The organism is Spirosoma taeanense (assembly GCF_013127955.1).
Taxonomy (GTDB): Bacteria; Bacteroidota; Bacteroidia; order Cytophagales; family Spirosomataceae; genus Spirosoma; species Spirosoma taeanense.
Genome location: NZ_CP053435.1, coordinates 2,165,944 through 2,189,321 on the forward strand (window position 1 = coordinate 2,165,944; position 23,378 = coordinate 2,189,321).

General features: G+C 52.5%; 22 protein-coding genes. 13 read left to right on the top strand and 9 right to left on the bottom strand.

Annotation, left to right across the window (positions count from 1 at the left end):
- Positions 1-77: 77 nt before the first annotated feature.
- From HNV11_RS09160 to HNV11_RS09175, 4 genes are all read right to left on the bottom strand, one after another.
- Positions 78-1,013 (bottom strand): sensor histidine kinase, encoded by a 936-nt coding sequence (locus HNV11_RS09160; protein ID WP_171739373.1) that lies wholly within the window; start codon positions 1,011-1,013, stop codon positions 78-80.
- Between the two features lie 177 nt (positions 1,014-1,190).
- Positions 1,191-1,661, bottom strand: coding sequence for a hypothetical protein (locus HNV11_RS09165; protein WP_171739374.1), 471 nt, complete (start codon positions 1,659-1,661; stop codon positions 1,191-1,193).
- A 74-nt stretch (positions 1,662-1,735) separates the two neighbouring features.
- Positions 1,736-2,266 (bottom strand): RNA methyltransferase, encoded by a 531-nt coding sequence (locus HNV11_RS09170; RefSeq protein WP_171739375.1) that lies wholly within the window; start codon positions 2,264-2,266, stop codon positions 1,736-1,738.
- A gap of 65 nt (positions 2,267-2,331) precedes the next feature.
- Positions 2,332-4,044 (bottom strand): alpha-amylase family protein, encoded by a 1,713-nt coding sequence (locus tag HNV11_RS09175; RefSeq protein WP_171739376.1) that lies wholly within the window; start codon positions 4,042-4,044, stop codon positions 2,332-2,334.
- A gap of 212 nt (positions 4,045-4,256) precedes the next feature.
- Here HNV11_RS09175 and HNV11_RS09180 point away from each other — a divergent pair, with 212 nt between their 5' ends.
- From HNV11_RS09180 to HNV11_RS09200, 5 genes are all read left to right on the top strand, one after another.
- Positions 4,257-4,943, top strand: a complete 687-nt coding sequence (locus HNV11_RS09180) for a DUF421 domain-containing protein (protein ID WP_171739377.1) — start codon at positions 4,257-4,259, stop codon at positions 4,941-4,943.
- A gap of 13 nt (positions 4,944-4,956) precedes the next feature.
- A complete protein-coding gene (locus HNV11_RS09185; RefSeq protein WP_171739378.1) occupies positions 4,957-5,220 on the top strand; it encodes a DUF421 domain-containing protein in 264 nt (87 codons plus the stop codon).
- On the top strand, positions 5,217-5,648 hold the full coding sequence (locus tag HNV11_RS09190; protein ID WP_171739379.1) for a YetF domain-containing protein: 432 nt from the start codon (positions 5,217-5,219) through the stop codon (positions 5,646-5,648). The genes HNV11_RS09185 and HNV11_RS09190 overlap by 4 nt, the downstream gene beginning before the upstream one ends.
- A 131-nt stretch (positions 5,649-5,779) precedes the next feature.
- Positions 5,780-8,440 carry a DNA mismatch repair protein MutS gene (gene mutS / locus HNV11_RS09195; protein ID WP_171739380.1) on the top strand — a complete coding sequence of 887 codons (2,661 nt, stop codon included), beginning with the start codon at positions 5,780-5,782 and terminating at the stop codon, positions 8,438-8,440.
- Between the two features lie 31 nt (positions 8,441-8,471).
- Positions 8,472-8,975, top strand: a complete 504-nt coding sequence (locus HNV11_RS09200) for a Rad52/Rad22 family DNA repair protein (RefSeq protein WP_171739381.1) — start codon at positions 8,472-8,474, stop codon at positions 8,973-8,975.
- A gap of 80 nt (positions 8,976-9,055) precedes the next feature.
- Here the strand turns inward: HNV11_RS09200 and HNV11_RS09205 are convergent, their stop codons facing one another.
- Positions 9,056-9,778, bottom strand: a complete 723-nt coding sequence (locus tag HNV11_RS09205; protein ID WP_171739382.1) for a DUF4292 domain-containing protein — start codon at positions 9,776-9,778, stop codon at positions 9,056-9,058.
- A gap of 190 nt (positions 9,779-9,968) precedes the next feature.
- On the opposite strand from HNV11_RS09205, the gene HNV11_RS09210 reads away from it, so the two are divergent.
- The 7 genes from HNV11_RS09210 to HNV11_RS09240 all read left to right on the top strand — a co-directional run bounded on the left by HNV11_RS09210 (position 9,969) and on the right by HNV11_RS09240 (position 19,183).
- On the top strand, positions 9,969-11,192 hold the full coding sequence (locus tag HNV11_RS09210) for a nucleoside permease (protein WP_171739383.1): 1,224 nt from the start codon (positions 9,969-9,971) through the stop codon (positions 11,190-11,192).
- A gap of 101 nt (positions 11,193-11,293) precedes the next feature.
- A complete protein-coding gene (locus tag HNV11_RS09215; RefSeq protein WP_171739384.1) occupies positions 11,294-12,070 on the top strand; it encodes an exodeoxyribonuclease III in 777 nt (258 codons plus the stop codon).
- A 54-nt stretch (positions 12,071-12,124) separates the two neighbouring features.
- Complete coding sequence (locus HNV11_RS09220; RefSeq protein ID WP_171739385.1) at positions 12,125-12,703, top strand: pseudouridine synthase; 579 nt, start codon at positions 12,125-12,127, stop codon at positions 12,701-12,703.
- Between the two features lie 343 nt (positions 12,704-13,046).
- Positions 13,047-13,637 carry an RNA polymerase sigma factor gene (locus tag HNV11_RS09225; protein ID WP_171739386.1) on the top strand — a complete coding sequence of 197 codons (591 nt, stop codon included), beginning with the start codon at positions 13,047-13,049 and terminating at the stop codon, positions 13,635-13,637.
- A complete protein-coding gene (locus HNV11_RS09230) occupies positions 13,634-14,476 on the top strand; it encodes a hypothetical protein (protein ID WP_171739387.1) in 843 nt (280 codons plus the stop codon). Before HNV11_RS09225 ends, HNV11_RS09230 begins: the two co-directional genes overlap by 4 nt.
- A gap of 111 nt (positions 14,477-14,587) precedes the next feature.
- Positions 14,588-16,291: a S8 family peptidase gene (locus HNV11_RS09235; RefSeq protein ID WP_171739388.1), complete on the top strand. Its 1,704-nt coding sequence runs from the start codon at positions 14,588-14,590 to the stop codon at positions 16,289-16,291.
- A 105-nt stretch (positions 16,292-16,396) separates the two neighbouring features.
- Complete coding sequence (locus HNV11_RS09240; protein ID WP_171739389.1) at positions 16,397-19,183, top strand: CHAT domain-containing protein; 2,787 nt, start codon at positions 16,397-16,399, stop codon at positions 19,181-19,183.
- Between the two features lie 9 nt (positions 19,184-19,192).
- Here the strand turns inward: HNV11_RS09240 and HNV11_RS09245 are convergent, their stop codons facing one another.
- From HNV11_RS09245 to HNV11_RS09255, 3 genes are all read right to left on the bottom strand, one after another.
- Entirely contained in the window at positions 19,193-19,813 is a 621-nt protein-coding gene (locus HNV11_RS09245) for a 3'-5' exonuclease (RefSeq protein WP_171739390.1), read from the bottom strand.
- Between the two features lie 227 nt (positions 19,814-20,040).
- On the bottom strand, positions 20,041-21,045 hold the full coding sequence (locus tag HNV11_RS09250) for an acyltransferase family protein (protein ID WP_317168115.1): 1,005 nt from the start codon (positions 21,043-21,045) through the stop codon (positions 20,041-20,043).
- A 12-nt stretch (positions 21,046-21,057) separates the two neighbouring features.
- Complete coding sequence (locus tag HNV11_RS09255) at positions 21,058-21,201, bottom strand: hypothetical protein (protein ID WP_171739392.1); 144 nt, start codon at positions 21,199-21,201, stop codon at positions 21,058-21,060.
- Between the two features lie 299 nt (positions 21,202-21,500).
- Here HNV11_RS09255 and HNV11_RS09260 point away from each other — a divergent pair, with 299 nt between their 5' ends.
- The gene (locus HNV11_RS09260; RefSeq protein WP_171739393.1) at positions 21,501-22,331 is read left to right on the top strand and encodes a CvfB family protein; all 831 of its coding nucleotides are present in this window, start codon (positions 21,501-21,503) and stop codon (positions 22,329-22,331) included.
- 79 nt (positions 22,332-22,410) lie between these two features.
- Here HNV11_RS09260 and HNV11_RS09265 read toward each other — a convergent pair whose 3' ends face one another.
- On the bottom strand, positions 22,411-23,280 hold the full coding sequence (locus HNV11_RS09265; RefSeq protein WP_171739394.1) for a sugar phosphate isomerase/epimerase family protein: 870 nt from the start codon (positions 23,278-23,280) through the stop codon (positions 22,411-22,413).
- Positions 23,281-23,378 lie beyond the last annotated feature (98 nt).

Sequence of the window (23,378 nt, forward strand, 5' to 3'; positions counted from 1 at the left end):
AATAGTAGTCAAAAAAAGAAGGAGCCGGCACTGTTGCCGGCTCCTCTTGTTTGTTGTGAAGGTGAGATTTTTAATGCTTAGGCCGTTTGCTTCTGGAGAACGGCTTCTGTCTGAGTCGATGCCGGTAATAAAGACGTAGGGGGAATCTGGATGATAAATTCGCTGCCCTGGCCGAGTTCACTTTTTACCCAGATGCTCCAGTTGTGGGCCTGGACAATGCGCTGCACATAACTAAGACCCAGACCAAACCCTTTCACACTTGGCTGATTGCGGTCGTGAACCCGGAAAAACGGCTGAAAAATCTTGGGCATCAGATTCGGCGCAATGCCCACGCCCCGGTCGCGAACCGTAATGGTAAGTCCATCGCTGCTCGTCTTTGTCTGAACGGTGATTTCAGGCTCGTCGGCACTGTATTTAATGGCGTTATCGAGCAGATTGTACAGCACATTGGTCAGATGCAGCCGGTCGGCCAGCAGGTGCGGATCGGCCCCAAGCAGGTTCAGATGCAGGTAGGAGCCGTGCCGATCAGCGATGGAGCGGAGCAGATGATGGATGCGAACGGGTTCCGGGTTCAGAATGAGCGTGTTCCGGTCGGCGCGGGCCAGCGTCAGCATAGTTTCGACCTGATGCTGCAGCCGTTCGGTCTCTTCCCGAATGATGCGGATGTATTTCTCCGTGCGTTCGGGCTGGTTGCGGGCTATGGGCGAATCCAGAATATCGGCCGCCATCCGGATGGCGGTGATGGGCGTCTGAAACTCATGCACGATTGAGTGCAGCACCTCAGTTTGTACGACCGATTTCTGACGCTTACGTAACAAGCGCCACAGCGCATACCCCAGCAAGACCTGCGACGACAACGCCAGGGCAAAGAGCGTGAGCCAGCGCAACGACGTTGTGGTCATTGGTACGGTTTCGGAGAGCGACGACCAGTTCCCGTAGATCAGGATGGCTGTTACTGCAGATAGTAGCAGTGCGATGGTAAAGAGCGAAAAAGCGTTTGAACGGTAGAGCATCTCGCCATTGTCTATGGGTTAATGAAGGCAATGCTAATGAGTTAACCAGGCAGGTGATTAATTTGTACTGCCAAATAACGTTAGGTAAAAGTGATAATAAAATTAACAAAAAACAAAATTCGTAAACAAATTTGCCCGCAAAAAAGCGGGCAAATTATAATGTGGTAACAATCTCGCTCAATTATCGCTAGTCGGCGTTTCGGTGGGAGCGGGCGTCGTAGCAGATTGGGAACGGGATGTTCGGCTGCGGGGAGTGGCTGCGGGTTTAGCCGGAGCCGATTTCGTCTGGGAAGCGCGGGGGGCTGGTGTGGTTGTCGGCACGTCGGTAAGTGTGCTGCCTGCGGTAAGCGTTGAGTTCCGCTGATTCAGGGCACGCTTCGCATTCTTGGCCGCTTTGGCTGCATTCTTTTCGGCCTTCTTAGCCTGTTTTTTGGCTTTCTTTTCGGTCGATTTATCGGGCTTGGCCTGCTTCTTGGCAGGTTTGTCCATGAGTTTAGTGAGCTTCCTTGCCAGTTTATCGGCCGACTTTTCGATGGACTTCTTAATTTTTTTGGTGGCGATACTCGCTACGCCCAGCTGCGCTTCAATCGACGTAACGATGTTGGCTGCCAGCGACTTTCGTTTGGTTTTTGTGCTCTTGCTTGCCATTGGTTTGGTTAGAAAAATTCTACAAATGAATACGAAATTTTAAGGATGCTCAAAATTTCAATATTAAGTTTTGCTTACAGCTTCTGCAGGAAATCCCAGCAGATGATCCCCGCTGTAACGGCAATATTGAGCGAGTGTTTTGTACCAAATTGCGGCACTTCCAGCACCAGATCGGCCGCTTCAACAACCGGCTCCTGAACGCCGGTTACCTCGTTACCGAACACAAAAGCGTACCGTTTGTTTAGGTCGGGCCGAAAATCGGTCAAGGAGGTGCTGCCTTCGGCCTGTTCGACAGCCGCCACCACCCAGCCTTCGGCCTGGAGTTTTTTGACCAGCGCGGCTGCGCTGGTAACATGTTCCCAGACCACCGACTCGGTAGCGCCAAGGGCCGTTTTGGTGATGTCGCGGTGGGGAGGCTGGCCCGTAATGCCGCAGAGAAAAATTTTCTCGGCCCGGAAGGCGTCGGCCGTCCTGAACACCGACCCGACGTTGTTCAAACTGCGGATGTCGTCCAGAATCAGACAAAACGGAAATTTAGGGGCTAGTTTAAAATCATCGATAGACAGGCGGTTAAGCTCATCCAGAGAAAGTTTACGGGGTGTCATGTGCGGGTATACTATAGCGTAAGGGCAAAACTAATAACCAGACTGCCAATTGCCCATTCACCGATCTATAGCTTCATGCGATACCACTGGTAGCCGTAACCCGGTAACGACAGCGGATAAGCCCCGCCGGGGCCCGCTCGGACTTCGGTTTTCTCCAGCAGATTCACCAGCCGTTTGTCGGACTTCCCGGCCAGGGGCAGTTGCAACTGCTGGGTTTGGGTACTGAAATTATGCACCATCGCCAGCGACTGTCCCTGCCAGTCGTAGCGGATAGCCAGCACGTTCGGGTTGCCCGTGTCCAGAATCGTCGATGTGCCCAGCCCAATCTCGGGGCACTGTTTGCGCAGGTGGATCAGGTCCGAGATAAAGTTCAGCAACGAGGTCGAATCCTGACTTTCGGTGGCTACGTTCACGTTTGGGTAGCCGTATTCGCCCTGGCTGATTACGGGCTTTACGGGCTTGCTGCCGGTTGTAAAGCCGGCATTGGGCGCGTTTGTCCACTGCATGGGCGTCCGTACCGATTCGCTCTCTTTCAGTCGCAGATCGTCGCCCATCCCTATTTCTTCGCCGTATCGGATGACGGGCGTACCGGGCAGCGAAAACAGCAGGCTATACGCAAATCGAATCTGTCGCGGGTCGCCCAGCATGGGTGCCAGCCGACGACGGATGCCCCGGTCGTAGAGCTGCATGTTCTTCTGCGGGCCAAATCTAGCGTAGACTTCCTCACGCTGTTTATCGCTGAGTCGTCCGAGATCAATTTCGTCGTGGTTACGGAGAAAAATAGCCCATTGGGCCGCCGACGGAATATCCTTAGTAGCTTTCATGGCGTCGATAAATGGCTGTAACTGACCCGTTGCTAAAGCATAAAAGAGATACTGATTGGCATAGAAGTTGAACATCATCTGCATCCCCTTGTCATCCTCGCCGAAATAATCCTTCTGGTCCTCCGGCGCTACGTTGGCTTCGCCCAGCACAATCGCATCGCCCCGTTGCCACTGGATATACTTATGCAGCATATCAATGATCTCAAATTGCGGCTTATAGTCTTTCTTTTCGGGGTCGGCTATCTCGATCATAAACGGAACGGCGTCCAGCCGAAAACCCGACACGCCCGCATCGAGCCAGTGCTTGAGAATTTTCCGGATTTCCCGCTGCACAGCCGGATTCTGCGCGTTCAGGTCGGGCTGGAAGTTGTAAAAGCGGTGGTAGAAGTAAGCACCGGCCTGTTTGTCGTAGCTCCAGATTTCTTTCTGAACGCCCGGAAAGACCATACCTACGTCCCAGTTGTCGGGCTGTTTGTCAGACCAGACGTACCACGAGTGGTAAGGTGAGTTCTTGCTGCGACGCGCCTGCTGAAACCAATGATGCTGATCAGACGTGTGGTTGACGACCATATCCATAATAACGCGGATGCCTCGCTGTCTGGCCTGACGCATAAACTCATCAAAGTCGGCGCGTGTACCGAGCCGGGTATCGATGCCGTAAAAATCGGCTACATCATAGCCATCGTCGCGGTTCGGCGTGGGCTGAAAAGGCGACAGCCAGATTACATCGACGCCCAGGTTTTTCAGGTAATCGAGTTGCTGGACAAGGCCCTGGAAGTCGCCAATACCATCGCCGTCAGAGTCTTTAAACACCTCCACATCGAGGTTGTAAATCAGGCTGTGTTTATACCATAATTCGGTTTTGAAGTCGGCCGGCAGGGGTTTTTCCGTAGCACTATGCTGCTGGCATTGCAGCAGTAAGCCAGCACATAAAATAAGAATCAACTTTTGCATGGGGTGATGCGCGACGTTATTAGCAGAGAAAAGGAAAGCGTATGTGCATAGGAGACAAACTCACCAGCGAACAATATTTCTTGTCGAATCCGGCCATTTTGATTGTCTGGTCCTGGCTACAACCCACTTCTGCGCGCGTAGACTGGTTTTTTGATAGGATTGTCAATCAATTGACTAACTCAAAAAGTTGCCTTTACGAAGCAACTTGAATCATGAAAAAGGAAGAGATACGATTAGACGACTGGGAGCGTATCCTGTTCGGCATGGCTCCACCGGAATTTCTTTTCGAGACCCTGATCAGGTCATTGATTATCTATTTTTTTCTGCTGGTTGTTCTGCGGCTGCTGGGCAAGCGCATGACCGGACAACTGACCTTAACCGAAATGGCGGTTATGGTAACGATTGGCGCCGTCATTTCGCCTTCGTTCCAGGCGCCCGACCGGGGCATTGCCATGGGCATTCTGGCAATGCTTTGTACCCTGTTGTTTCAGCGGGGTACTACGTTGCTGGCGTTCGACAATAATAAAATCGAACAGCTCACGCAGGGCGAAACGAACATGCTGATCAAGGACGGAATTTTGCAGCTGGTAGCGCTGACGGCTTCCCGAATTTCCCGGCAGGAGTTGTTTGCCCGCCTGCGTGGAAAGAATATCTATAAAGTTAGTAAAGTAAAACGGCTGTACATGGAAGCCTCCGGCATATTCAGTATTTACCTGGACGAAACCGATAAGCCGGGTTTATCAACCCTACCGCCCAATGATGAGGAAATTCGGCAGATCGAGCAGGTTGCGCCGGATACACTGGCCTGTACAAGCTGCGGAAACACCACAAAAATTGTTCAGGAACAACAACCCTGCTCCGTTTGCAATCAGATCGCCTGGACTACCGCCGTTTTATAAGGATTGATTAGTTATGAAACCAGAAGAAATTCACCTGAACGACTGGGTACGTATACTGATTGGCGAAGTGCCCGGCACGTATTTCATTGAAATTGTTATCCGGATTGCCTTTGTATATCTTCTGCTGAGCGTATCGATGCGGCTGATGGGCAAGCGGATGGCGGCTCAGATGAACCGAAATGAACTGGCTGCGCAGGTATCGCTGGCAGCTGCTATCGGGATGCCAGTCTGGCGCCCGACCGGGGCTTGCTGCCGGCGGTTGTCATTGCATTCGTGATTGTTTCCGCTGAGCGGATAATTGCCTGGATTGCCTTCCGAAATCAGCGGTTCGAAGCCATCACCCAGGATGAGATCAGCGATCTGGTAAACAACGGGGTAATGCAGTTAAAGCATATGCGGGGCGCGCGCATACCTCGTGAAGGGTTGCTGGCCGAAGCGCGCACACTGGGTTTGTTTCACCTGGGCGAAATCAAGCGGCTGTACATCGAAGCCAACGGAAGCTTTACGCTGATCAAGGAAGTAACCCCAAAACCGGGGCTGTCAGTCATTCCGCTCTGGGATCGCGACTTTGCCCAGGAGCAGAAGCATGTAGCTGATGTCTTCGTATGCAATAACTGCGGCAACCCCGAACAGACCACCCGCCGTCCTGGTTTCGCCTGTTCCAATTGCGATGATAACAACTGGGTGCAGGCAATCACGAAATGAAGCCTACGGGCGGGCGGTAACGAATCTTCTTAAGGCTATGGACGTATAGAGTCGGAGTGGTTCGAATGCCATAGAATGAGGGAATCTGCTGTTTTTTCGCTATTTTTGTTTAGTATAATCCATTTAGAATAGTGAAGACAGCCACCGCAGCGAAACCCCAGAGCAAGAAAAACGAAACGCCCCTGAACCGCCAATACAACCAGATAAAGGCCAAGTATCCCGGTGCGTTGCTGCTGTTTCGGGTGGGTGATTTCTACGAAACGTTTGGTGAGGATGCCGTCAGGGCCAGCAAGATTCTGGGTATCACCCTGACCAAGCGTAACAACGGCGGCTCGAATGAAGAACTGGCCGGGTTTCCGCATCACTCGCTGGATACGCACCTGCCTAAACTGGTTCGGGCGGGCGAGCGGGTAGCCATCTGCGATCAGCTCGAAGACCCCTCGTTGGCGAAGGGTATTGTTCGGCGGGGCGTTACTGAGCTGGTGACACCCGGCGTGTCGTTCAACGATAACGTACTCGACACCCGCCGGAACAACTACCTCGCGGCTGTGCATTTCGGCAAGGGTAGTGCTGGCCATCCTGAGGACGAGTTCGGCGTTTCGTTTATCGATATTTCAACGGGTGAGTTTCTGGCTTCGCAGGGTAACGCGGCTTACGTCGACAAACTGCTCCAGAGCTTCAACCCATCGGAGGTCCTGTACTGCAAACGAAACCGGCAGGAGTTCGGCGCGTTGTTCGGCGACAAATTCCATACCTACACGCTCGAAGACTGGGCGTTTACGTACGACTTTGGCTATAACTTCCTCAAGCAGCATTTTCAGACGACTTCGCTCAAAGGGTTCGGTATCGAAGGTCTGCCTAACGGTATTATTGCCGCCGGGGTCATTCTGCACTACCTTAACGAAACCGAGCATAAAGATCTTCAGCACATTACCCGCGTTACGCGTCTCGAAGAGGACCGGTACGTCTGGCTGGATCGCTTCACGATTCGGAACCTCGAACTAACGGCCGCGCAGCAGGAGGGGGGCGTTCCGCTGATTCAGATTCTCGATCAGACCGTTACGCCGATGGGTGCCCGGCTGTTACGTAAATGGCTCAGTCTGCCCCTCAAAGAGAAAGCGCTGATCGACGAGCGGCTCAACATGGTCGAACTGCTGACGAGTGACCCCGAACTGGCCGATGCGATGGTCAACCACCTGCGGCAGATCGGCGACCTCGAACGTCTGGTATCGAAAGTGGCGGTTCGGCGGATTAACCCGCGTGAACTGCTGCAACTCAAGCGGTCGCTGCAGCACGTCTTGCCCATTAAGGAACTGCTGATTACGGCCCTCAGTCAGAATGAATCGCCCAGCCTGAAGAAATACGCCGATCAACTCAATCCGGTGTCGTTCTTGCTCGACCGGATCGAGGCTGAACTGCGCGAAGACCCGCCGACGCTTTCGAATCAGGGCGGCATGATCAAGCCCGGCATCAATGCTGAACTCGATGAACTGACATCTATTGCCTATTCGGGTAAGGATTACCTGATTCAGCTTCAGGAGCGCGAGGTGCAGCGGACGGGCATCAGCTCGCTTAAAGTGGCGTATAATAAAGTCTTCGGTTACTATCTGGAAGTTACTCACGCGCATAAAAACAGAGTGCCCGAGGACTGGATCCGGAAGCAGACACTCGTCAACGCCGAGCGTTATATTACGCCCGAACTGAAGGAATACGAAGACAAGATTCTGAACGCCGAGGAGCAGATTTTCCAGATTGAAGCCCGGATGTTCAACGACATGATTGTAGCGGCCGGGGAGTACGTCGGAGCGATTCAGCAGAACGCCCGGGTGCTGTCGGTGCTGGACGTACTGTCGTCGTTTGCTCGGGTGGCCGTCAAGAATAATTACGTCCGGCCCCATATTAACGAAAGTAAGGTGCTGGACATCAAGGACGGGCGGCACGCGGTTATTGAACAGCAACTGCCACCCGGCGAGTCGTATATCCCGAATGATATTTATCTGGATGACCAGACCCAGCAGATCATTATCATCACTGGCCCGAACATGGCGGGTAAATCGGCTTTGCTGCGGCAAACGGCCCTGATTGTACTCATGGCGCAGTCGGGCAGTTTTGTGCCGGCTTCGTCGGCAGAGATCGGGCTGGTCGACAAGATTTTTACACGTGTGGGGGCCAGCGACAACCTGTCGCGTGGTGAAAGTACGTTCATGGTCGAAATGACCGAAACGGCCAGCATTCTGAACAACCTGAGCGAACGCAGTCTGGTCCTGATGGACGAAATAGGGCGGGGCACGAGTACGTACGATGGCGTTTCGATTGCGTGGGCCATTACCGAATACCTGCACAACTTAACCGACTGCCGGCCCAAAACGCTGTTTGCTACGCACTACCATGAGCTGAATGATCTGGCGGCCGACAATCCGCGCATCCGGAACTATAACGTAGCCGTGAAGGAGATGGGCAATAAAGTCATCTTCTTACGTAAGCTGAAAGAAGGTGGGTCGGAACACAGCTTCGGAATTCACGTAGCGCAGATGGCCGGTATGCCCGCGCAGGTCGTGAGCCGGGCGGGTCAGATTCTGAAACAGCTGGAAGCCTCGCACGGTCGCGAAGCCAACAAGGAACGAATTCGCGAAGCGGTTCCTGCCGAGCGGGAACTGGCCCTCCGTATCATCGAAGCGGGCGATCCGAAATCGGAAGCCATCAAAGAAAAACTACGGGCCATCGACGTAAACCGCCTGACGCCAATTGAAGCGTTGCTTAAGTTGAACGAGTTGCTTAAACTGGCGGAGTAAACTTTAAACAGCAAATACAAAAACACAACCCATGGACTTAAACGTATTGACCGCCCCATTGACGGCGCAGGAAATCGAATGGCGTGTACAGAGCCAGACCAAAGATGGTCAGAAGATCATCGTCGTCCCATATATTACCAACCGTTGCGTAATGCAGCGCTTCGACGATCAGTTCGGCTGGGCGGGTTGGCAGAACGAGATCAAGGAGATTGAAGGCGGTTTTTTGTGCACTATTACGGCGGTTCTGCCCGGTGGCGAAATCGTCCGGAAAACTGACGGAGCCAGTCGCACTGGTATCGAGCCGGTAAAAGGCGGTATCAGCGACGCCATGAAACGCGCGGCCGTACAGTTTGGCCTTGGCCGGGCGCTCTACGACTTTCCAAAAGTGTTTATCGAAACCACCGACAAATACATTCCGGGCTGGGCTACGCCGTTGCTGGACAAAATGGTGGATAAGATCAACTCAGGCGGAACTGTACGCGATGTTGTGGTTCTCAAGCCCGAGCACGCTAAACCGGCAGTGAAGGCCGTGTGATCGGAGCATTTTAGACCCCTCAAAAATGAAGCGGGGGCGTCACCACTGGTGACGCCCCCGCTTCGGTTTTGAACGTATGCTTATTGCTTCGGCATTGCGAAAATAGCCGGGTCGACAGTACCGTTTAGGGTTAACTTCGTTACGGTGGACGTAACGGTTCCGGGCATACCCGCCCCGCTAACATCAATGGTATACGGCAGCATCAGTCCATCAACCTGTTTGTAGTCGCGGTACACGGCGGAGCCCTCCGTTTGCACACCCTGCACGGTTACGCTCGCTTTGGAGGCAACGAGCTGGTAGTTGTTCGCATCGATGTAATACGTATAGACGCCATCGGGTTTGGTAACCTTAAGGGCATAGACATCCTTGCCGGCCTGTTTCTCTTTGCCCGTCAGTTCGTACGGGTCTTTATGAAGCTTGGCGTAAGCCAGTTGCAGACCAGTCGGTTCAGTGTTGTTCTTCTGCATCTTCACCATGTCCGGCGTCATCTCCTGCGGTTCGCTACCGCCCTGCATCGGATTGATAGCCCAGCCTTTATCGCCGTCGACGACGCTGGTAATCTGCTGGCCCATCACGGAAATATCGCTGCGCGACGCTTTTCCGACAATGATGCTTGTTTTGGCCGTCAGGTCCATGCCCTGGATCGACATCTTCTGCTCGTATTCGGCGGTTTTGATGGCGTTGATCTTGTCAGTCCCACCCAGGGTTGCAATATGTTTATCAATAATTTCGTCGGCCGTCTGTGCCAACGAAAGTGCCGGGATGGCCAGAATGACAACCAAGGCAAAGAGTTGTTTTTTCATGGAAATGTTAATCGGAACAATACCAAAGATACTGAATCAGCCTGGGAAAGGCTACGCAAGTATTGTCATGTATAACGAAAGTTACAGATGATCCTGCTTCAGCGGTAACTTTCGTAGGCAGACGGCTTGCAGGGCTGACGGGCGTTTTCTACCTTCAACCATTGAAAGCTTAACTACTATATTCCCTCCGATGCTGACAACGACTCGTGTCAAACTTTCGGTCATGATGTTCCTCCAGTTTTTTGTGTGGGGAGCCTGGTATGGCCAGATGAGTAAGTACCTTCTAACCCAGCTCAATGCCACCGGCGATCAGGTAGGTAATGCCTACGCGGCCTTTTCGCTGGCCATGCTGATAGCGCCTTTTTTCGTGGGCATGATTGCCGACCGGTACTTTGCCGCTCAGAAAGTTCTGGGCGTTCTGAACCTGCTGGGGGCGGTTGTCCTGTACTTCATCACCCAGAACACCGACCCGGATAACTTTTTTTACCTGATTCTGGCTTACTGCCTGACCTTCGCACCAACGCTGGCGCTGACCAGCTCAATTGCGATGCAGCAGATGACTACGCCCGAGAAAGAGTTTCCGGGTATTCGCGTACTGGGTACGGTGGCCTGGATTGTCGTTACCAACATCGTTGGGTACTACGGCTTTGGGGACAAGGTGACTATTTTCCAGCTATCCATGTATTCGGCGCTGGGGCTTGGCGTGTTTGCGTTCTTCCTGCCTGACACGCCCCCGAAGGCAACGACCTCAACGTCGTTCGCGCAGATTATGGGTCTAGATGCGTTCAAGCTGTTCAAGGACCGCTCATTTGCCATTTTCTTTATGTCATCGGTGCTGATCTGTATTCCGCTGTCGTTTTATTACGCTATGGCTAATCCATCGCTGACGGACGGCGGCATGCAGAACGTAGAGAACAAAATGTCGCTGGGACAGGCATCGGAAGTTATTTTCATGCTGCTGATTCCGCTGGCCTACACGCGGCTGGGCGTAAAGAAAATGCTGATCGTGGGGTTGATTGCCTGGATTGTTCGCTTTATATGCTTCGGTTACGGCGACGGCGGATCGGGCGAATGGATGCTTTATCTGGCTATCATTCTGCATGGCGTCTGCTACGACTTCTTTTTCGTAACGGGCCAGATTTACACGGACAACAAAGCAGGTGAACGAATTAAATCGTCGGCGCAGGGCCTGATCTCGCTGGCGACTTACGGTATTGGGATGGGAATCGGCTCCAAGCTGTCGGGGGTGGTGCTGGATATGTACACGCGTCCCGACGGCACCAAAGACTGGCTATCGGTCTGGCTGGTGCCGGCGGGCATTGCAGCCGTGGTGCTGATCGTTTTTGTGCTGTTATTTACGGACAAAAAGAAATCCGTTCCTTCGGAAGGCGAACTGGTAACGGGGCCTTTGTAAAGAAACGAGTTGTCAGAATCCGACTACTGGAGAGGGTGCAGAGAGCTTAGAATCTTTGCACCCTCTCCGTTTTTATTTGCGAACTTTGCGCTATAAAACGTATGCAACTCATTTCCTATAATATCAACGGCATCCGGGCGGCTATACGTAACGGATTGCTGGACTGGCTCGCTCAGCATAATTTCGACGTTCTTTGCTTCCAGGAGGTTAAAGCCACAACCGACGTAGTGGACCTAGCCCCCTTTGAAGCTTTAGGCTATCAATATCACTGGCATGCCGCCGAAAAGAAAGGTTACTCCGGCGTGGCGACCTTCTCCCGAATCGCCCCTACCAACGTGGTTCTGGGTTGCGGACTGGCCGTATACGATTGCGAGGGACGTATTCTGCGCACCGATTTCGGCGATCTGACCCTCTTGAACTGCTATTTCCCGTCCGGTACAACGGGCGAAGTCCGGCAGGGCGTTAAGATGGAGTTCCTGCGTGATTTCTTCGACTATGTGCAGGCGTTACGGCAAACCCGGCCCAACCTGATCGTTGTGGGCGATTATAATATCGCTCATACCGCCATTGATATTCACGACCCTGTGCGGAACAAAAACACCACCGGTTTCCTGCCCGACGAACGGGCCTGGATGGACCGCTGGTTCGGCAGCGGCATGACCGATTCGTTCCGTTATAAATATCCCGACGACATAGCGTATAGCTGGTGGAGCTACCGGGCCGGTGCCCGAAACGGTAATAAAGGCTGGCGCATTGATTACGCATCGGTAACCGACAACCTCCGCGACCGGATCGTCGACTGCCGGATGCTGCCCGACGCCGTCCATGCCGATCACTGTCCGGTATGGCTCAATTTGAGCGAACGAGTGAACGAGTGACTAGCTGGCCGGTTGCTATTGTTCACTCATTCGCTCATTCATTCTTTCGCTGGTATGTATTTTCTCATCTACAAGCCTTACCTGATGCTCTCGCAGTTTTCGCGCGAGGGCGACAAATCAACGCTGGCTGATCTGGACTATGATTTTCCCGGTGACGTCTATCCCGTTGGGCGGCTGGATGCCGACAGCGAGGGATTACTGCTGCTCACCAGCGATAAGCAGCTGAACCACCGCCTGCTCAACCCAAAGTTCCGGCATAATCGGACATATTACGTCCAGGTCGAAGGGGCTTTAACCAACGAAGCCTGCCAGCAACTCAGTGCCGGGGTGACGATCTCGGTAGATGGCAAACCGTACCACACACTGCCTGCTCAGGCCAGCCTCCTTAGTGAGCCAGCCCTGCCTGAACGCCTGCCGCCCATCCGTTACCGGGCCAATATCCCCACGTCCTGGCTATCGATTTCACTTCATGAAGGCAAGAACCGTCAGGTGCGCCGAATGACGGCTGCCGTCGGCTTCCCTACGTTACGTCTGGTTCGCTGGGCCATTGAAGGCCTGACGGCCGAAAACATGACGCCCGGCCAGGTTCGAAAACTTAGCCGGGCGGATGTCCAGCGCGGGTTACGTCTGTAACGGCATAACCCCTTCGCCGATTTGATTAAGGTTTAGGAATAACGTCAGCACCCGCGCCATCGGTAAGGATGGTTGAGGTGTGGATAGGACGGTTATGGCCAGTTAGTCGGTGGGGACGCTATTGAAGCAAACAGACGTAATCGTACATTTGCGCAAGCCGCTGTTCATCAGCGTATTTATACGTACGATAAAGCGGGGAATTACGTCCGTGTGGCGCTGGTATTTACGTGTAGCTTTGTGAGAAGAACCAGTTACCGGATGAGCAATTGGCTGATGCGTTAAAGTTCTGTCAGCCAGGTTGCTGGCCTGTCCGTGCAGTTATCCACTCTATGTCTATGCGCCTATGGCATTCTTCAATCGAAAGCTCTCCGATGCCGAACTGATGGCGGGGATACGAGCCGGCGGCACCCAGCGGAGGCTGTACGAGAATAAGCTCTACGAAAAATACGATTACCTCATCGCCGACGGAACCCATAAACACCGGCTGGATGAAGACGACTGTGCCAGTGCGTATTCCGACGCTATACTGACGGTCTTTGAGCATATCAGCAATGGGCGGTTTGAAGGCCGTTCGGGCCTGAAAACGTATCTGTATCAAATTTTTACGAACAAATGTGTTGACGCAATTCGAAAAAAGACGACTAACCGAAGTAGTGTCCATGATACCCTTTCGCTCGATGATGCGCTATTGCAGTTACCCGATGTGGCCCGTTCAGCCGTGCAGGATCTTATCGCACAGAGTGATGTGGATAACCTGCACCGCCACCTGCGTGAGCTTGGCGAAAAGTGTCACGCCATGATTTTAGCGTGGGGCGAAGGGTATTCAGACGACGAGATTGCGCAGACTATGGGGTATAACTCGGCCGCCGTGGCCAAAACCAGTCGCCTGCGTTGTTTGGAGAAACTTCGTGAACGTTTTCGAAATGCGCTATGAATACTCTGGAAACCATTGAAAACTACCTCTCCGGCCAGCTCTCAGTCGAGGAGCGAATGCGCTTCGAGGACGCCCTTCGTACCGACCCGACCGTGGCCGAAGCACTGGCGTTCTACGTAACCGCGAAACAGGCCGCCCGACAGGAAGCCTGGACAGTACATAAGGCACAGGCCGACCAACAGGAAGCTTGGGCAATACGTAAGGCCGAACTAGACGCCCTGCGCCGATCGGCAACGGATGAAAAGCAAACGGCCGCCGACCCTGTCGTGCGCCCCTTGATAACCCAAAGTCCGTATCGATGGCTGGCCTGGGCCGCCAGCATCGTGCTCCTGTTGGGTTTAGGCTGGTACTTCCTGCTACCGGAACCGAATACCGGCCCCCCAATGGCCGATGCAACGCCCGCTGGCAGCCAACTGGCCGACCAGTATATGGCGCAGAATTTTATGAACCTGCCCGTCACAATGGGTGGTGATGAGGCCGATAGTCTGCAACGGGGCATTGAACTGTTCAATCAGGGCTGGGTGCCGCAGGCGGGGGAGGTGTTTCAGGCCATACTCAGGCGTCAGCCTAATAACGACAGTGCATTAAAATACGCCGGTATTGTTGCCCTCCGCCGGGCCGATTACGACCAAGCCATTGACCTGTTTCACCGCCTGAGTCAACAGAAAGGCTTGTTTGCCAATCCGGGTACGTTTTACGAGGCCATTGCCCGCATCAAACGCGGACGACCGATAGATAAAACGAAAGCGAAAGAATTGCTTAACGAAGTGATTGCAAAGAACTTAGACGGAAAGAAGGAGGCTGAGCGGATGCTTCGACAACTTGGTAACACACCCTAACCCGAGATAACTATGAGTGCCGAACACACCCCGGTCAACCCCGATCGACCTGAGGATGCTGCAAAAACAGCGAGCCCGAAGAACAGACATTCCAGTACGCACTGCCCGCCAATGCCCGAATCAGATCCACGATTTAAATTTCTATCCGGTCAGGTTGCCGAATATCCCGATCCAAAGAACAGGATTCGGCAGTATGCTATACGGAAACAGAAAATTGTCATCGTAACCGCTGATGATCTGAATTTATTAGAAAGTGGAAAGCTGGAAGTAGAAACGACACCGGATCGCACGGGTAAGCGGGTCAAGTTAGGGTCAGTTTCGGGTGATAAAAAAGTACGGATTATTAGAAGTGACTGTCCGGAATTAGAGGCCAAAGAGGCACCGGCCAGGTTCACTGTTTTGCTGGAGTGGGACGAAACAACAACAGAGCCCTTTCCGGATCTGGAGCTTTGGGATAATGGCGGTAGTCGACGCATTACGCCAATTTCACAGACAGATAATTTTTTACTTTCTGGTGATAGGGATACCAACCCGCCACCACCACGGCCGCCGATTGCTGCTTCAGAGCCGCTCAATACAGCCGAAAGCGATTTTAAACTTGTGAGTTCGGATGATTTAGACAATTACCGGCAATACAGCGGGCCCTGCACCATTCCTACTGTAGCTGTGCTGGATACGGGGATAAAATTCAATCTGAACAACCTGGGAGAGCCCACGCTGCCAAATCCTTACGTATACCGCGACGCTAATAACCAGGAGCGACGTTTCCGGCTGGCCTACCAAGATCAGCCAATCAAAGACTGTAACGCCATGTATGATAATCACCTGGGCTATTGCGCGATTCGATCATATGGCCAACAGGAATTTCTGACAAGCCTGAGCACGCGGTTAGCACAACTTGGTCAGGCGCGCTCAACACCGCCTAATGCCAGTCAGGTGCGAAATAGCCCTTATGATGATTACCGGCTGATTGACCGTAATAATCGTAACCAACTACTCGATGCCCGACATGGAACAACCATTGCCGCGATTATCCAGCAGAATGGTGACAATGCGCCAATTCTTCCTGTTAAAGCGTTCGATAACCTGGGTTTTTCCACCTTATTTGACGTATTGAACGCCTTGAATTACGTACTGCACCGCCGGGATGTTGACGACATTCGGGTAGTCAATATGAGCTGGATATTTGGCCGGGATGAGCCGCTGTTCAGAGATAAGATTGAGCAATTGATGCGGGCGGGCGTATTTGTTGTTGCAGCTGCTGGTAACGAAAAACAAACGGCTGACCCCAATCTGGATAATATACCCGTTTACCCGGCCTGCTACAGCATCGACTTCCCAAACGTTATTACGGTTACGTCAGTCATGCAGGTTTATTCGTCTGGTCAAAGTAAGCTACACTTGGGACATTCAATTGCAGGCAAATTACTTTCTGACCTTTTGCAGCACACCGGCCTGTTTTCGTCGCAAAATGGATTGGCTAAGCCGCAGAAAAATGGATACGTAGCGGTTGAGAACTATTCCTGTCGATTCGTTAATGTGGGAGTGGTCAGTACCTACGGCCATTTTGCCAGTCCGTTCTGGAATGGGGCCCCATTGCGGGGCAGTTCGTTTGCCAGCGCATTCGTGTCGGGCTTTGTGGTCCGGCAACTCCACGAACGCCCTGATCTATTGCCTGCGGGTACCGTGTCGAAATACACCATGGCTGAAGTGCGCCAGGAACTGCTTTCGGCCATGAGCGGTACAGACCGGCGACTCCGTGAGGGGTACGTATCTGGCGGGTATTATCTGGACGGTTACGGAGCAGAAGCATAGGACGCATCCTCTGAAAAAGATTGGATTGCCTAATTGCCGACTGACGGAGCTATTAGCCAGTATCTGAGAAGGTTGAGTTCATTTAGTTTGTTTCCTCCCACTCCTATGAGCCGCTTCTTATTTTGTTCTATAAGCATAGCCTCGGCGCTTGTAGCCGGGCTATCGACTAATGGTCTGGCTCAGCGCCCGTCGGCTAAACAGTTGTCAGCTTTCTTACAACGTGTATCGAATTTGCCAGCCGTTGAAGCGCAGATTAAGTCTCTGAACTCCTGGCAACAGCAATGGCGTAAATGCGGCTACCCACCCGATTCGACCTACATCAACGGGCTGTTACAGTTAGGATTAGCGTACCTATATGCGGAGTCGTTGCCGCAGGCCATACACGTTACGCAACAGGCTGTTCAACTGAGTCAGGCGCATCGGTCGGATATAACCCCTGACCAGCCGGCCAAGGCATTCTACCGATTGGGTATGTTGCTAAGCGAATACAGTCAGCTCTACCAAGCGGCTAGGGTGTTGAAGCAGGCTGTCCGGTTGGGGCAAAATATACCGTCGGGCGTCAAATGGGCTAGTAATGCGTATCTGTATTTGGCCTACGTCTATTACTCAGCTGGTGATTACCAGCAAAGTGTTCAGAATGCTGAGCGCGGACAGGAGTTAGCCAGAAATATCGGTGACACAGCTTTGGTTGCCAAGCTATTGCAGGATAAAGCTAAGGCGCTGAACGTATTGAAGAAATATGATGAGGCTCAGCGGGCGGCTGAACAGGCAGTTGCACTTGCCCGCCAAAGAAATTATTCGGCTATTCTTGCTTATGGCTATAAACAACTGGGATTCATTGCCGAGAGTCAGGGTAAACTCGATAAGGCTCTGCAGTATCGCCAACGGGCATTTGAGATTGCAGAAAAAATCAAGGATCACAGTACTCCGGATTACGCCGTATCGCTCGGGTTAACTTATTACCAGCTTAAGCGGTATGAACAGGCATCCCTGTATTTTCAATACGGCGTAGATTCAAGTCGTAATCTTTACGCTAAAGCCCGCGCGTTGAATTCTTTAGGGAATGTTTGCTGGAAAAAGAAAGAGTTTCCGAAAGCCCTGCGATACTATCAGCAGGGGCTGACCACGATACCGATTAACTTTCAGAATCCAGCGGTGGAAAGTCTGCCCGGCGCACAAACCATCCGACTAGCTGACCAGAAAGACTATCTGCTAACGCTTATTCAGGACAAGGCCGATACGTGGCTTGATTATGCGATAGCCAACAAAAACAAACCGAACTATTTAACCCACGCGCTGGAGACGTATATGGTTGCCGATCAGATGATTGACTTCATGCGCTGGGAACATACCGGCCAGCAATCAAAACTCTACTGGCGGGATAAGACGCGGGCCATGTATGAACGGGCCATTGAAACCTGTTACCGGCTCGGTAACGCGGAGCAGGCCTTCCGGTTTTTAGAGAAAAGTCGGGCCGTCATGCTGGCCGACAAACTCAATGAACTCGGAGCACGACAACTCTTAGCCCCCAAACAACTCGCCCAGGAGCAGGCGCTGAACCAGCGGGTGGCCGACCGGCAGGCCCGTCTCGCGAGTATATCGCCCGACAGTGCGGCCTATTCGAAAGCACACGCAGAACTCTTGCTTGAACAGGATCGGCTGGATACCTTCCGCAAAACGCTGGAAGCGTCGAATCCGGACTATTACCGCTACAAATACGATAGTACCACAACTGCCCTTTCGGATGTCAGAAAATACCTGAAGAAGCAGGGGGGCTCGCTGGTGACTTATTTCGTAGGCGACAGCGCGTTATATATCCTGAACGTAACGGCTGATCGGGCAACGCTGCATCGAAAACCCGTTGATCCCTATAACCGGATTGCGTATGCGTTTATGCCGTTATTGAGCAGTCCGGATAATATGAACCGGCAGTTCGGAAAATTTTTGACATTGAGCCATGGGTTATACCAGCAATTGCTGGCCCCATTGAAACTGCCTGCTGGTCGGGTAATTGTTTCGCCCGATGGCTTTTTTCTGCCGTTCGAAGCTTTAAGCCGATCCGCTCAGCAGCCTGATTATGCCGTTAAGGATTATGCGTTCAGCTATGCGTACTCCGCCGGTTTGTTGCTGAAAAACCGAACCCACAGTCCATCGCTTTCACCAGTGGGCGATTTTCTGGGCGTAGCGCCGGTACAGTTTTCCCCGGCTATGAACCAACTTGCTCTGATAAATTCCGATAACTTTCTGGAGACGATTGCAGGTCGTTTCAGGCAGGCCAGGCTGCTGACCCACGAAAACGCCACGCGCCGGGCTTTCCAAACCGATGTAGCGGGGTATCGGGTTGTGCATCTGTTTACCCACGCCATTGCCGACAGTACGGAGCGCGAACCCTTACTATATTTCGCCGATTCAACGCTGCGGCTTTCGGAACTTGGCGACAATGGCTTGCCCAACGCCCAGTTGGTTGTGCTGGCGGCCTGTAAAACCGGCATTGGCGCTAACCAGCGGGGCGAAGGTGTATTCAGCCTGGGTCGCGGCTTTGCGGCTCTTGGCGTACCAAGCGTTATGACAACGCTCTGGAGCGTACAAAACGAAGCGACGTATCGCTTGACCGAGCTGTTTTACAAGTATCTGTACGAGGGTGAACCTAAAGATATTGCCCTGCAGCGCGCCAAGCAGGATTGGCTCAAAACGGCCGAGGGTGCCGACCAACTGCCTAATTTCTGGGCGGGCCTGATTCTGGTCGGTAACGCCGAACCGCTCCACCAACCCAACCGCTGGCCCTGGCTGGCCGGACTGGGCCTGGCGATCGTTATTGGGCTGGCAGGCTGGCGAACATGGCAGAATCGTCGGCCGAAGCAGACTACGCAAAGAGCTTACCAGTCGTCTTGAGCGAGACAACTACTGGACCGGCAACTTCATGCTTTCGCTTAGCTTGAAGACTTCTTTCAGGCACCTGGCCGTCAGGACCGAATCTTCGAGGGCGTTATGGAACCCGTCTTCGCGCGCAAAGCCAAAGTAACTGGCGATGGCCGTCAGGCTAAGCCGGTCGGGCACGTTGCGCCCATTGGCGCGCAGTATCCGAAACAGAAAATAGCTGAGCGTGTGCAGATCAAGCAGCACGCGTGAGAATGGCCATTTCAGTTTCTCGTAGCGGTAAGCTTCTTTCAGAAAGTTAATGTCGTTGATCACGCTTTGACCGCAGAGAATTACGTTGCGCAGATAAGGCGTCCGGTCCAGTTGTCCCGGCGGAACGCGAATGCCCAACTGTTTACAAATCCACTCCTCCAGTTCGGGCAGCACGTCATACATCATCGGCGCATCTTCCAGATCGGACAGAGAGAGGTTATGAATTTTCTCGGAGGCCGACGAAAACGCATCTTCGTTCTCGGGGTAAACGTTGGTGAGGTACTGGCCTTTCTCCACCCATTCATCATCAAAGAGAACAGCACCTATCTGGACAATTTCGTTATAATCCGGCTCCGGGCCGGTCATCTCAAGGTCAAGCACTAAAAACGGCATAAGGCACTAGTATTAACAGTTTCCGGCAAAAAGTTAACGGATTTATTTTTTGAAAATATATTGAAAAATTACCCATCAGTTTTTCAACTGTGCAATTTTTGGAGCCTGACCTCTGTTTACAGTATATCAATCAAGCAAAACCCCTGTAGATACCTCTGCCGGGGTTTTTTGTTTTCAGATTGATTTTGCTAAGCATATAAGTTGGTACGCTTTCAGGATAGCGTTGCTTATCGAACACGAACAGGTGCAGAAAACCATTGTCGCCAGAGTGGTAGTTCAGAGCGACCATTCAGCCACCGGCCGATGGCTGTGCCGCGAACTAATAGATCGTAGCTTAACAAGGAAACAAACGCGGTTACCAGAAGAACTACCCCAAATTTTACCAGCGCAGGCGCTTCAACCGGAATCAAAAGGGTTTGAATCCAGACGCATATAGGAACATGGATGAGATACACCCAATACGAGGCATCCGCGAAATATTGCCAGGTCGGGTGAGTCTGGTTTACGTAGCGGTCGAACAAACCGATAAAGCTAATCCCCAGTAGCCAGCTGGAAGCCGCTGATAGAACTGACAACTGCGCTTGTCGGGAAGGCGCTACGTTAGGTCCATCGGTAATGGGTGGCAGTAGGGACTGGTAGCCAATAAAGATAAGAACACCTGCAAACAGGAAAGGCCAGGCCCACCGTTGCCACAGTTGCCGGATAGCCTGGGCCTGGTAGAGTAACCAGCCGAAACTGTAAAAAAGGCCGTATCCCAGCATTATTCGCCAGTTCAGCAGCAGGTCTCCATCCGCAAAAAAGGTCGCAACGGGCATACCGTATAACACAAGAGCAAGTAAACCAACCCAGCCTGCAAGAGCCAAGGGTGATACGAGAACTTTACTGATTGTTGGGTGGGGAAACTGGCTGCTTCCAATCAGACGCGTCAGTAGCCATGTGCCGCTATAGAAATAGAGAAGCAGATATAGAAACCATAAATGGGCGGTCAGACCCAGCGCCAGCAGCGGAATCCCGAACAGGGTTGGTCCGGGAATCTGGTCGAGTTCATGAGGGGTAACGAGAAACAAGGTAGTCACCCGGATGACGTTCATAAGGCAGAAAAAGACAATGAACGGATACAGAACTCGCTGGCAGCGGTTGCGAATAAAACTGGTTATTCCGCGTCTTTGAAGCAATAAAGCCGAGAAAAAACCGGTGAGGACAAAGAACACAGGCATCCGGAAAATATGAATGAACGCATATTGTCAGTCAAACCAGAGCAAGGCCGTCTGCGGATCGTCGGGTACGTAAGGATTATGTATGTAAGGGCCACTGGCATGCAGCACTAGTCCCAGCAGCATCATGGTGGCTCTCAAACTGTCGAAAGCGTAGTAACGTATGGGATTCATAGTTTCAGGTTGTGCAGGAAATAGCAATATGGAGAAGCTTTCTTAATCCGGCATCAAAATTTTTTGGGAGGTTCCTTGTGCCCGTATCGGGTTGAGGTCAGCAATGCTTTCTCTGTACTATGGAGTTTTAGGCATGTTCAGTCACTCACTGCAATCGGGTGAACTTCGGGGCCTTTATGCGGTTATCAACGTATTCAGCCTGTTCGCGAGCAGGTTGAAAGAAAGCCTTTTGCTACACGGCCTGAGCCGAACCAGGCTTTTATCCTTATTTTTGCTGCCACGAATCCAGCAGACGTTTTATGATTGAACTTGGCCGAATGAACAGGCTTACGGCCCTGCGCGAGACCAGCGTCGGGTTTTTCCTGGGCGATGACGACGGTAACGACCTGTTGCTGCCCAATAAATACGTACCGACCGGGCTGGCGGTTGGCGACGATATTGACGTATTCATCTATACCGATTCCGAAGACCGGCCCATTGCCACCACGCTGACGCCCCACATCCAGCGCGACGAGTTTGCACCCCTGCCGGTGGTGTCGGTTACGAACGTAGGAGCATTTCTAAACTGGGGGCTGGAAAAAGATTTGCTCGTGCCGTACCGGGAGCAGAGCCGACCCATGGAGGTAGGGCAGTGGTATGTTGTGTTTCTCTACCTTGATGAAGACACCGGCCGACTGGTCGCGTCAAGTAAAGTGAGCCGGTTTCTCGACCCCGACGTATCGGGCCTGTTCGAGGGCGATGAAGTCGATCTGCTGGCTTATGAGATGACGGACCTCGGCGTCAACGTTATTATCAACGACCGTTACCGGGGGCTGCTCTACCATAACGAAATCTTCCGGACGGTGCAGATCGGTGACCGCATGCCGGGCTATATCAAACGCATCCGCGACGACGATCGGGTGGACGTTAGTCTGCAACGACCCGGTTTTCAGAACGTAGAGCCAAACGCCCAACGCATCTTGGATGCGCTTAAAGCCAACAAAGGCTTTCTGGCCTTGACCGATCACAGTGATCCGCAGGCCATTTATCAGACGCTGGAAATGAGCAAGAAAACCTTCAAGAAAGCGGTCGGGACGCTTTATAAAGAGCGTAAAATTCTGATCCGGGAGGATGGTATTGCGCTGATGTAAGTGGAGGTTAGCATCAATTAAAACGTTTGTGGCCCGCCGATATCGGCGGGCCACAAACGTTTTAACAACTAAAGAAGGTTTACACCGACAATTTTTTCATGTACTCGGCATCGTTCTGCATGCTGGTCATGACCGCCTGCGGATACTCTTCCTGCTCAACCAGGAAATACTTGATGTTGCTGTTCATAGCCGCCCGCAGCGTCTTCTTGAAGTCAACGGCACCCTTGCCCAGATCATTCTGCACGGGTTTGCCATTCTCTTTCGTGTAATCTTTGATATGGCACAGCTCGTAACGGTTGCCGTATTTTTTCAGGTGATCAATGGTATCGACACCCGCTACGTCAATCCAGCACAAATCCAGCTCGAACATCACGTTCTTGGGGTCGGTGTTGGCCAGCAGGTATTCCTGGGGTAGTTTGCCATCGAGTGGCTTGAATGAGTAATCATGGTTGTGGTAACCAAATTTCAAGCCAGCCTTACGGGCTTCTTCGCCAGCGGCATTGAACTGATCGGCGATTTTTTTCCAGTCGTCGAACGATTTCTGCGGGCCGATGTATGGGCAGAGCAGGTAAGTCAAACCGGCTCCCTTCGCCATCTCGATGCTCTTTTTCAGCCCGTCGGGTTTGCTGGTCTGACCCCGGAAATCGAAGTGCGTACTCACCATCTTTACGCCCAGATCGTTGAGGAAGGATTTGATTTCCTTCGGCTGCATGCCCCACAGGAAGCCCTGTGGTCCGCCATAACTTTCGAATTGTTTATAGCCCATTTTAGCCAGTTGCGTCATGATACCCTTAGGGTCTTTGGGTAGCAGATCGCGAACGCTGTATAGCTGAACGCCAAACGGATTGATCGTCTTGGTTGGGGCACCGGCCAGAAGGTCGGGCTGGGAAAGGGCAAAGGCACCGGCTGCCAGCATGCCGGATTGCTTGAGAAAACTGCGTCGCTGCATGATTGAAAATGGTTGCGAGTTTAAAACGCAAAGATGGGTCAGTTTTACGCAAAACGAACAGCTTTTTTTATGCGGCACTGCGCAAAGCGGATTATAGG

What these genes read in the sequence shown, in the direction of transcription:
- HNV11_RS09175 (WP_171739376.1), bottom strand. Translation starts at nt 4,044, where the DNA reads ATGCAAAAGTTGATTCTTATTTTATGTGCTGGCTTACTGCTGCAATGC.
- HNV11_RS09210 (WP_171739383.1), top strand. Translation starts at nt 9,969, where the DNA reads ATGCTGACAACGACTCGTGTCAAACTTTCGGTCATGATGTTCCTCCAG.
- HNV11_RS09165 (WP_171739374.1), bottom strand. Translation starts at nt 1,661, where the DNA reads ATGGCAAGCAAGAGCACAAAAACCAAACGAAAGTCGCTGGCAGCCAAC.
- HNV11_RS09205 (WP_171739382.1), bottom strand. Translation starts at nt 9,778, where the DNA reads ATGAAAAAACAACTCTTTGCCTTGGTTGTCATTCTGGCCATCCCGGCA.
- HNV11_RS09220 (WP_171739385.1), top strand. Translation starts at nt 12,125, where the DNA reads ATGTATTTTCTCATCTACAAGCCTTACCTGATGCTCTCGCAGTTTTCG.
- HNV11_RS09185 (WP_171739378.1), top strand. Translation starts at nt 4,957, where the DNA reads ATGAAACCAGAAGAAATTCACCTGAACGACTGGGTACGTATACTGATT.
- HNV11_RS09255 (WP_171739392.1), bottom strand. Translation starts at nt 21,201, where the DNA reads ATGAATCCCATACGTTACTACGCTTTCGACAGTTTGAGAGCCACCATG.
- HNV11_RS09200 (WP_171739381.1), top strand. Translation starts at nt 8,472, where the DNA reads ATGGACTTAAACGTATTGACCGCCCCATTGACGGCGCAGGAAATCGAA.
- HNV11_RS09215 (WP_171739384.1), top strand. Translation starts at nt 11,294, where the DNA reads ATGCAACTCATTTCCTATAATATCAACGGCATCCGGGCGGCTATACGT.
- HNV11_RS09160 (WP_171739373.1), bottom strand. Translation starts at nt 1,013, where the DNA reads ATGCTCTACCGTTCAAACGCTTTTTCGCTCTTTACCATCGCACTGCTA.
- HNV11_RS09240 (WP_171739389.1), top strand. Translation starts at nt 16,397, where the DNA reads ATGAGCCGCTTCTTATTTTGTTCTATAAGCATAGCCTCGGCGCTTGTA.
- HNV11_RS09265 (WP_171739394.1), bottom strand. Translation starts at nt 23,280, where the DNA reads ATGCAGCGACGCAGTTTTCTCAAGCAATCCGGCATGCTGGCAGCCGGT.
- HNV11_RS09180 (WP_171739377.1), top strand. Translation starts at nt 4,257, where the DNA reads ATGAAAAAGGAAGAGATACGATTAGACGACTGGGAGCGTATCCTGTTC.
- HNV11_RS09235 (WP_171739388.1), top strand. Translation starts at nt 14,588, where the DNA reads ATGCCCGAATCAGATCCACGATTTAAATTTCTATCCGGTCAGGTTGCC.
- HNV11_RS09225 (WP_171739386.1), top strand. Translation starts at nt 13,047, where the DNA reads ATGGCATTCTTCAATCGAAAGCTCTCCGATGCCGAACTGATGGCGGGG.
- HNV11_RS09260 (WP_171739393.1), top strand. Translation starts at nt 21,501, where the DNA reads ATGATTGAACTTGGCCGAATGAACAGGCTTACGGCCCTGCGCGAGACC.
- HNV11_RS09170 (WP_171739375.1), bottom strand. Translation starts at nt 2,266, where the DNA reads ATGACACCCCGTAAACTTTCTCTGGATGAGCTTAACCGCCTGTCTATC.
- HNV11_RS09245 (WP_171739390.1), bottom strand. Translation starts at nt 19,813, where the DNA reads ATGCCGTTTTTAGTGCTTGACCTTGAGATGACCGGCCCGGAGCCGGAT.
- HNV11_RS09230 (WP_171739387.1), top strand. Translation starts at nt 13,634, where the DNA reads ATGAATACTCTGGAAACCATTGAAAACTACCTCTCCGGCCAGCTCTCA.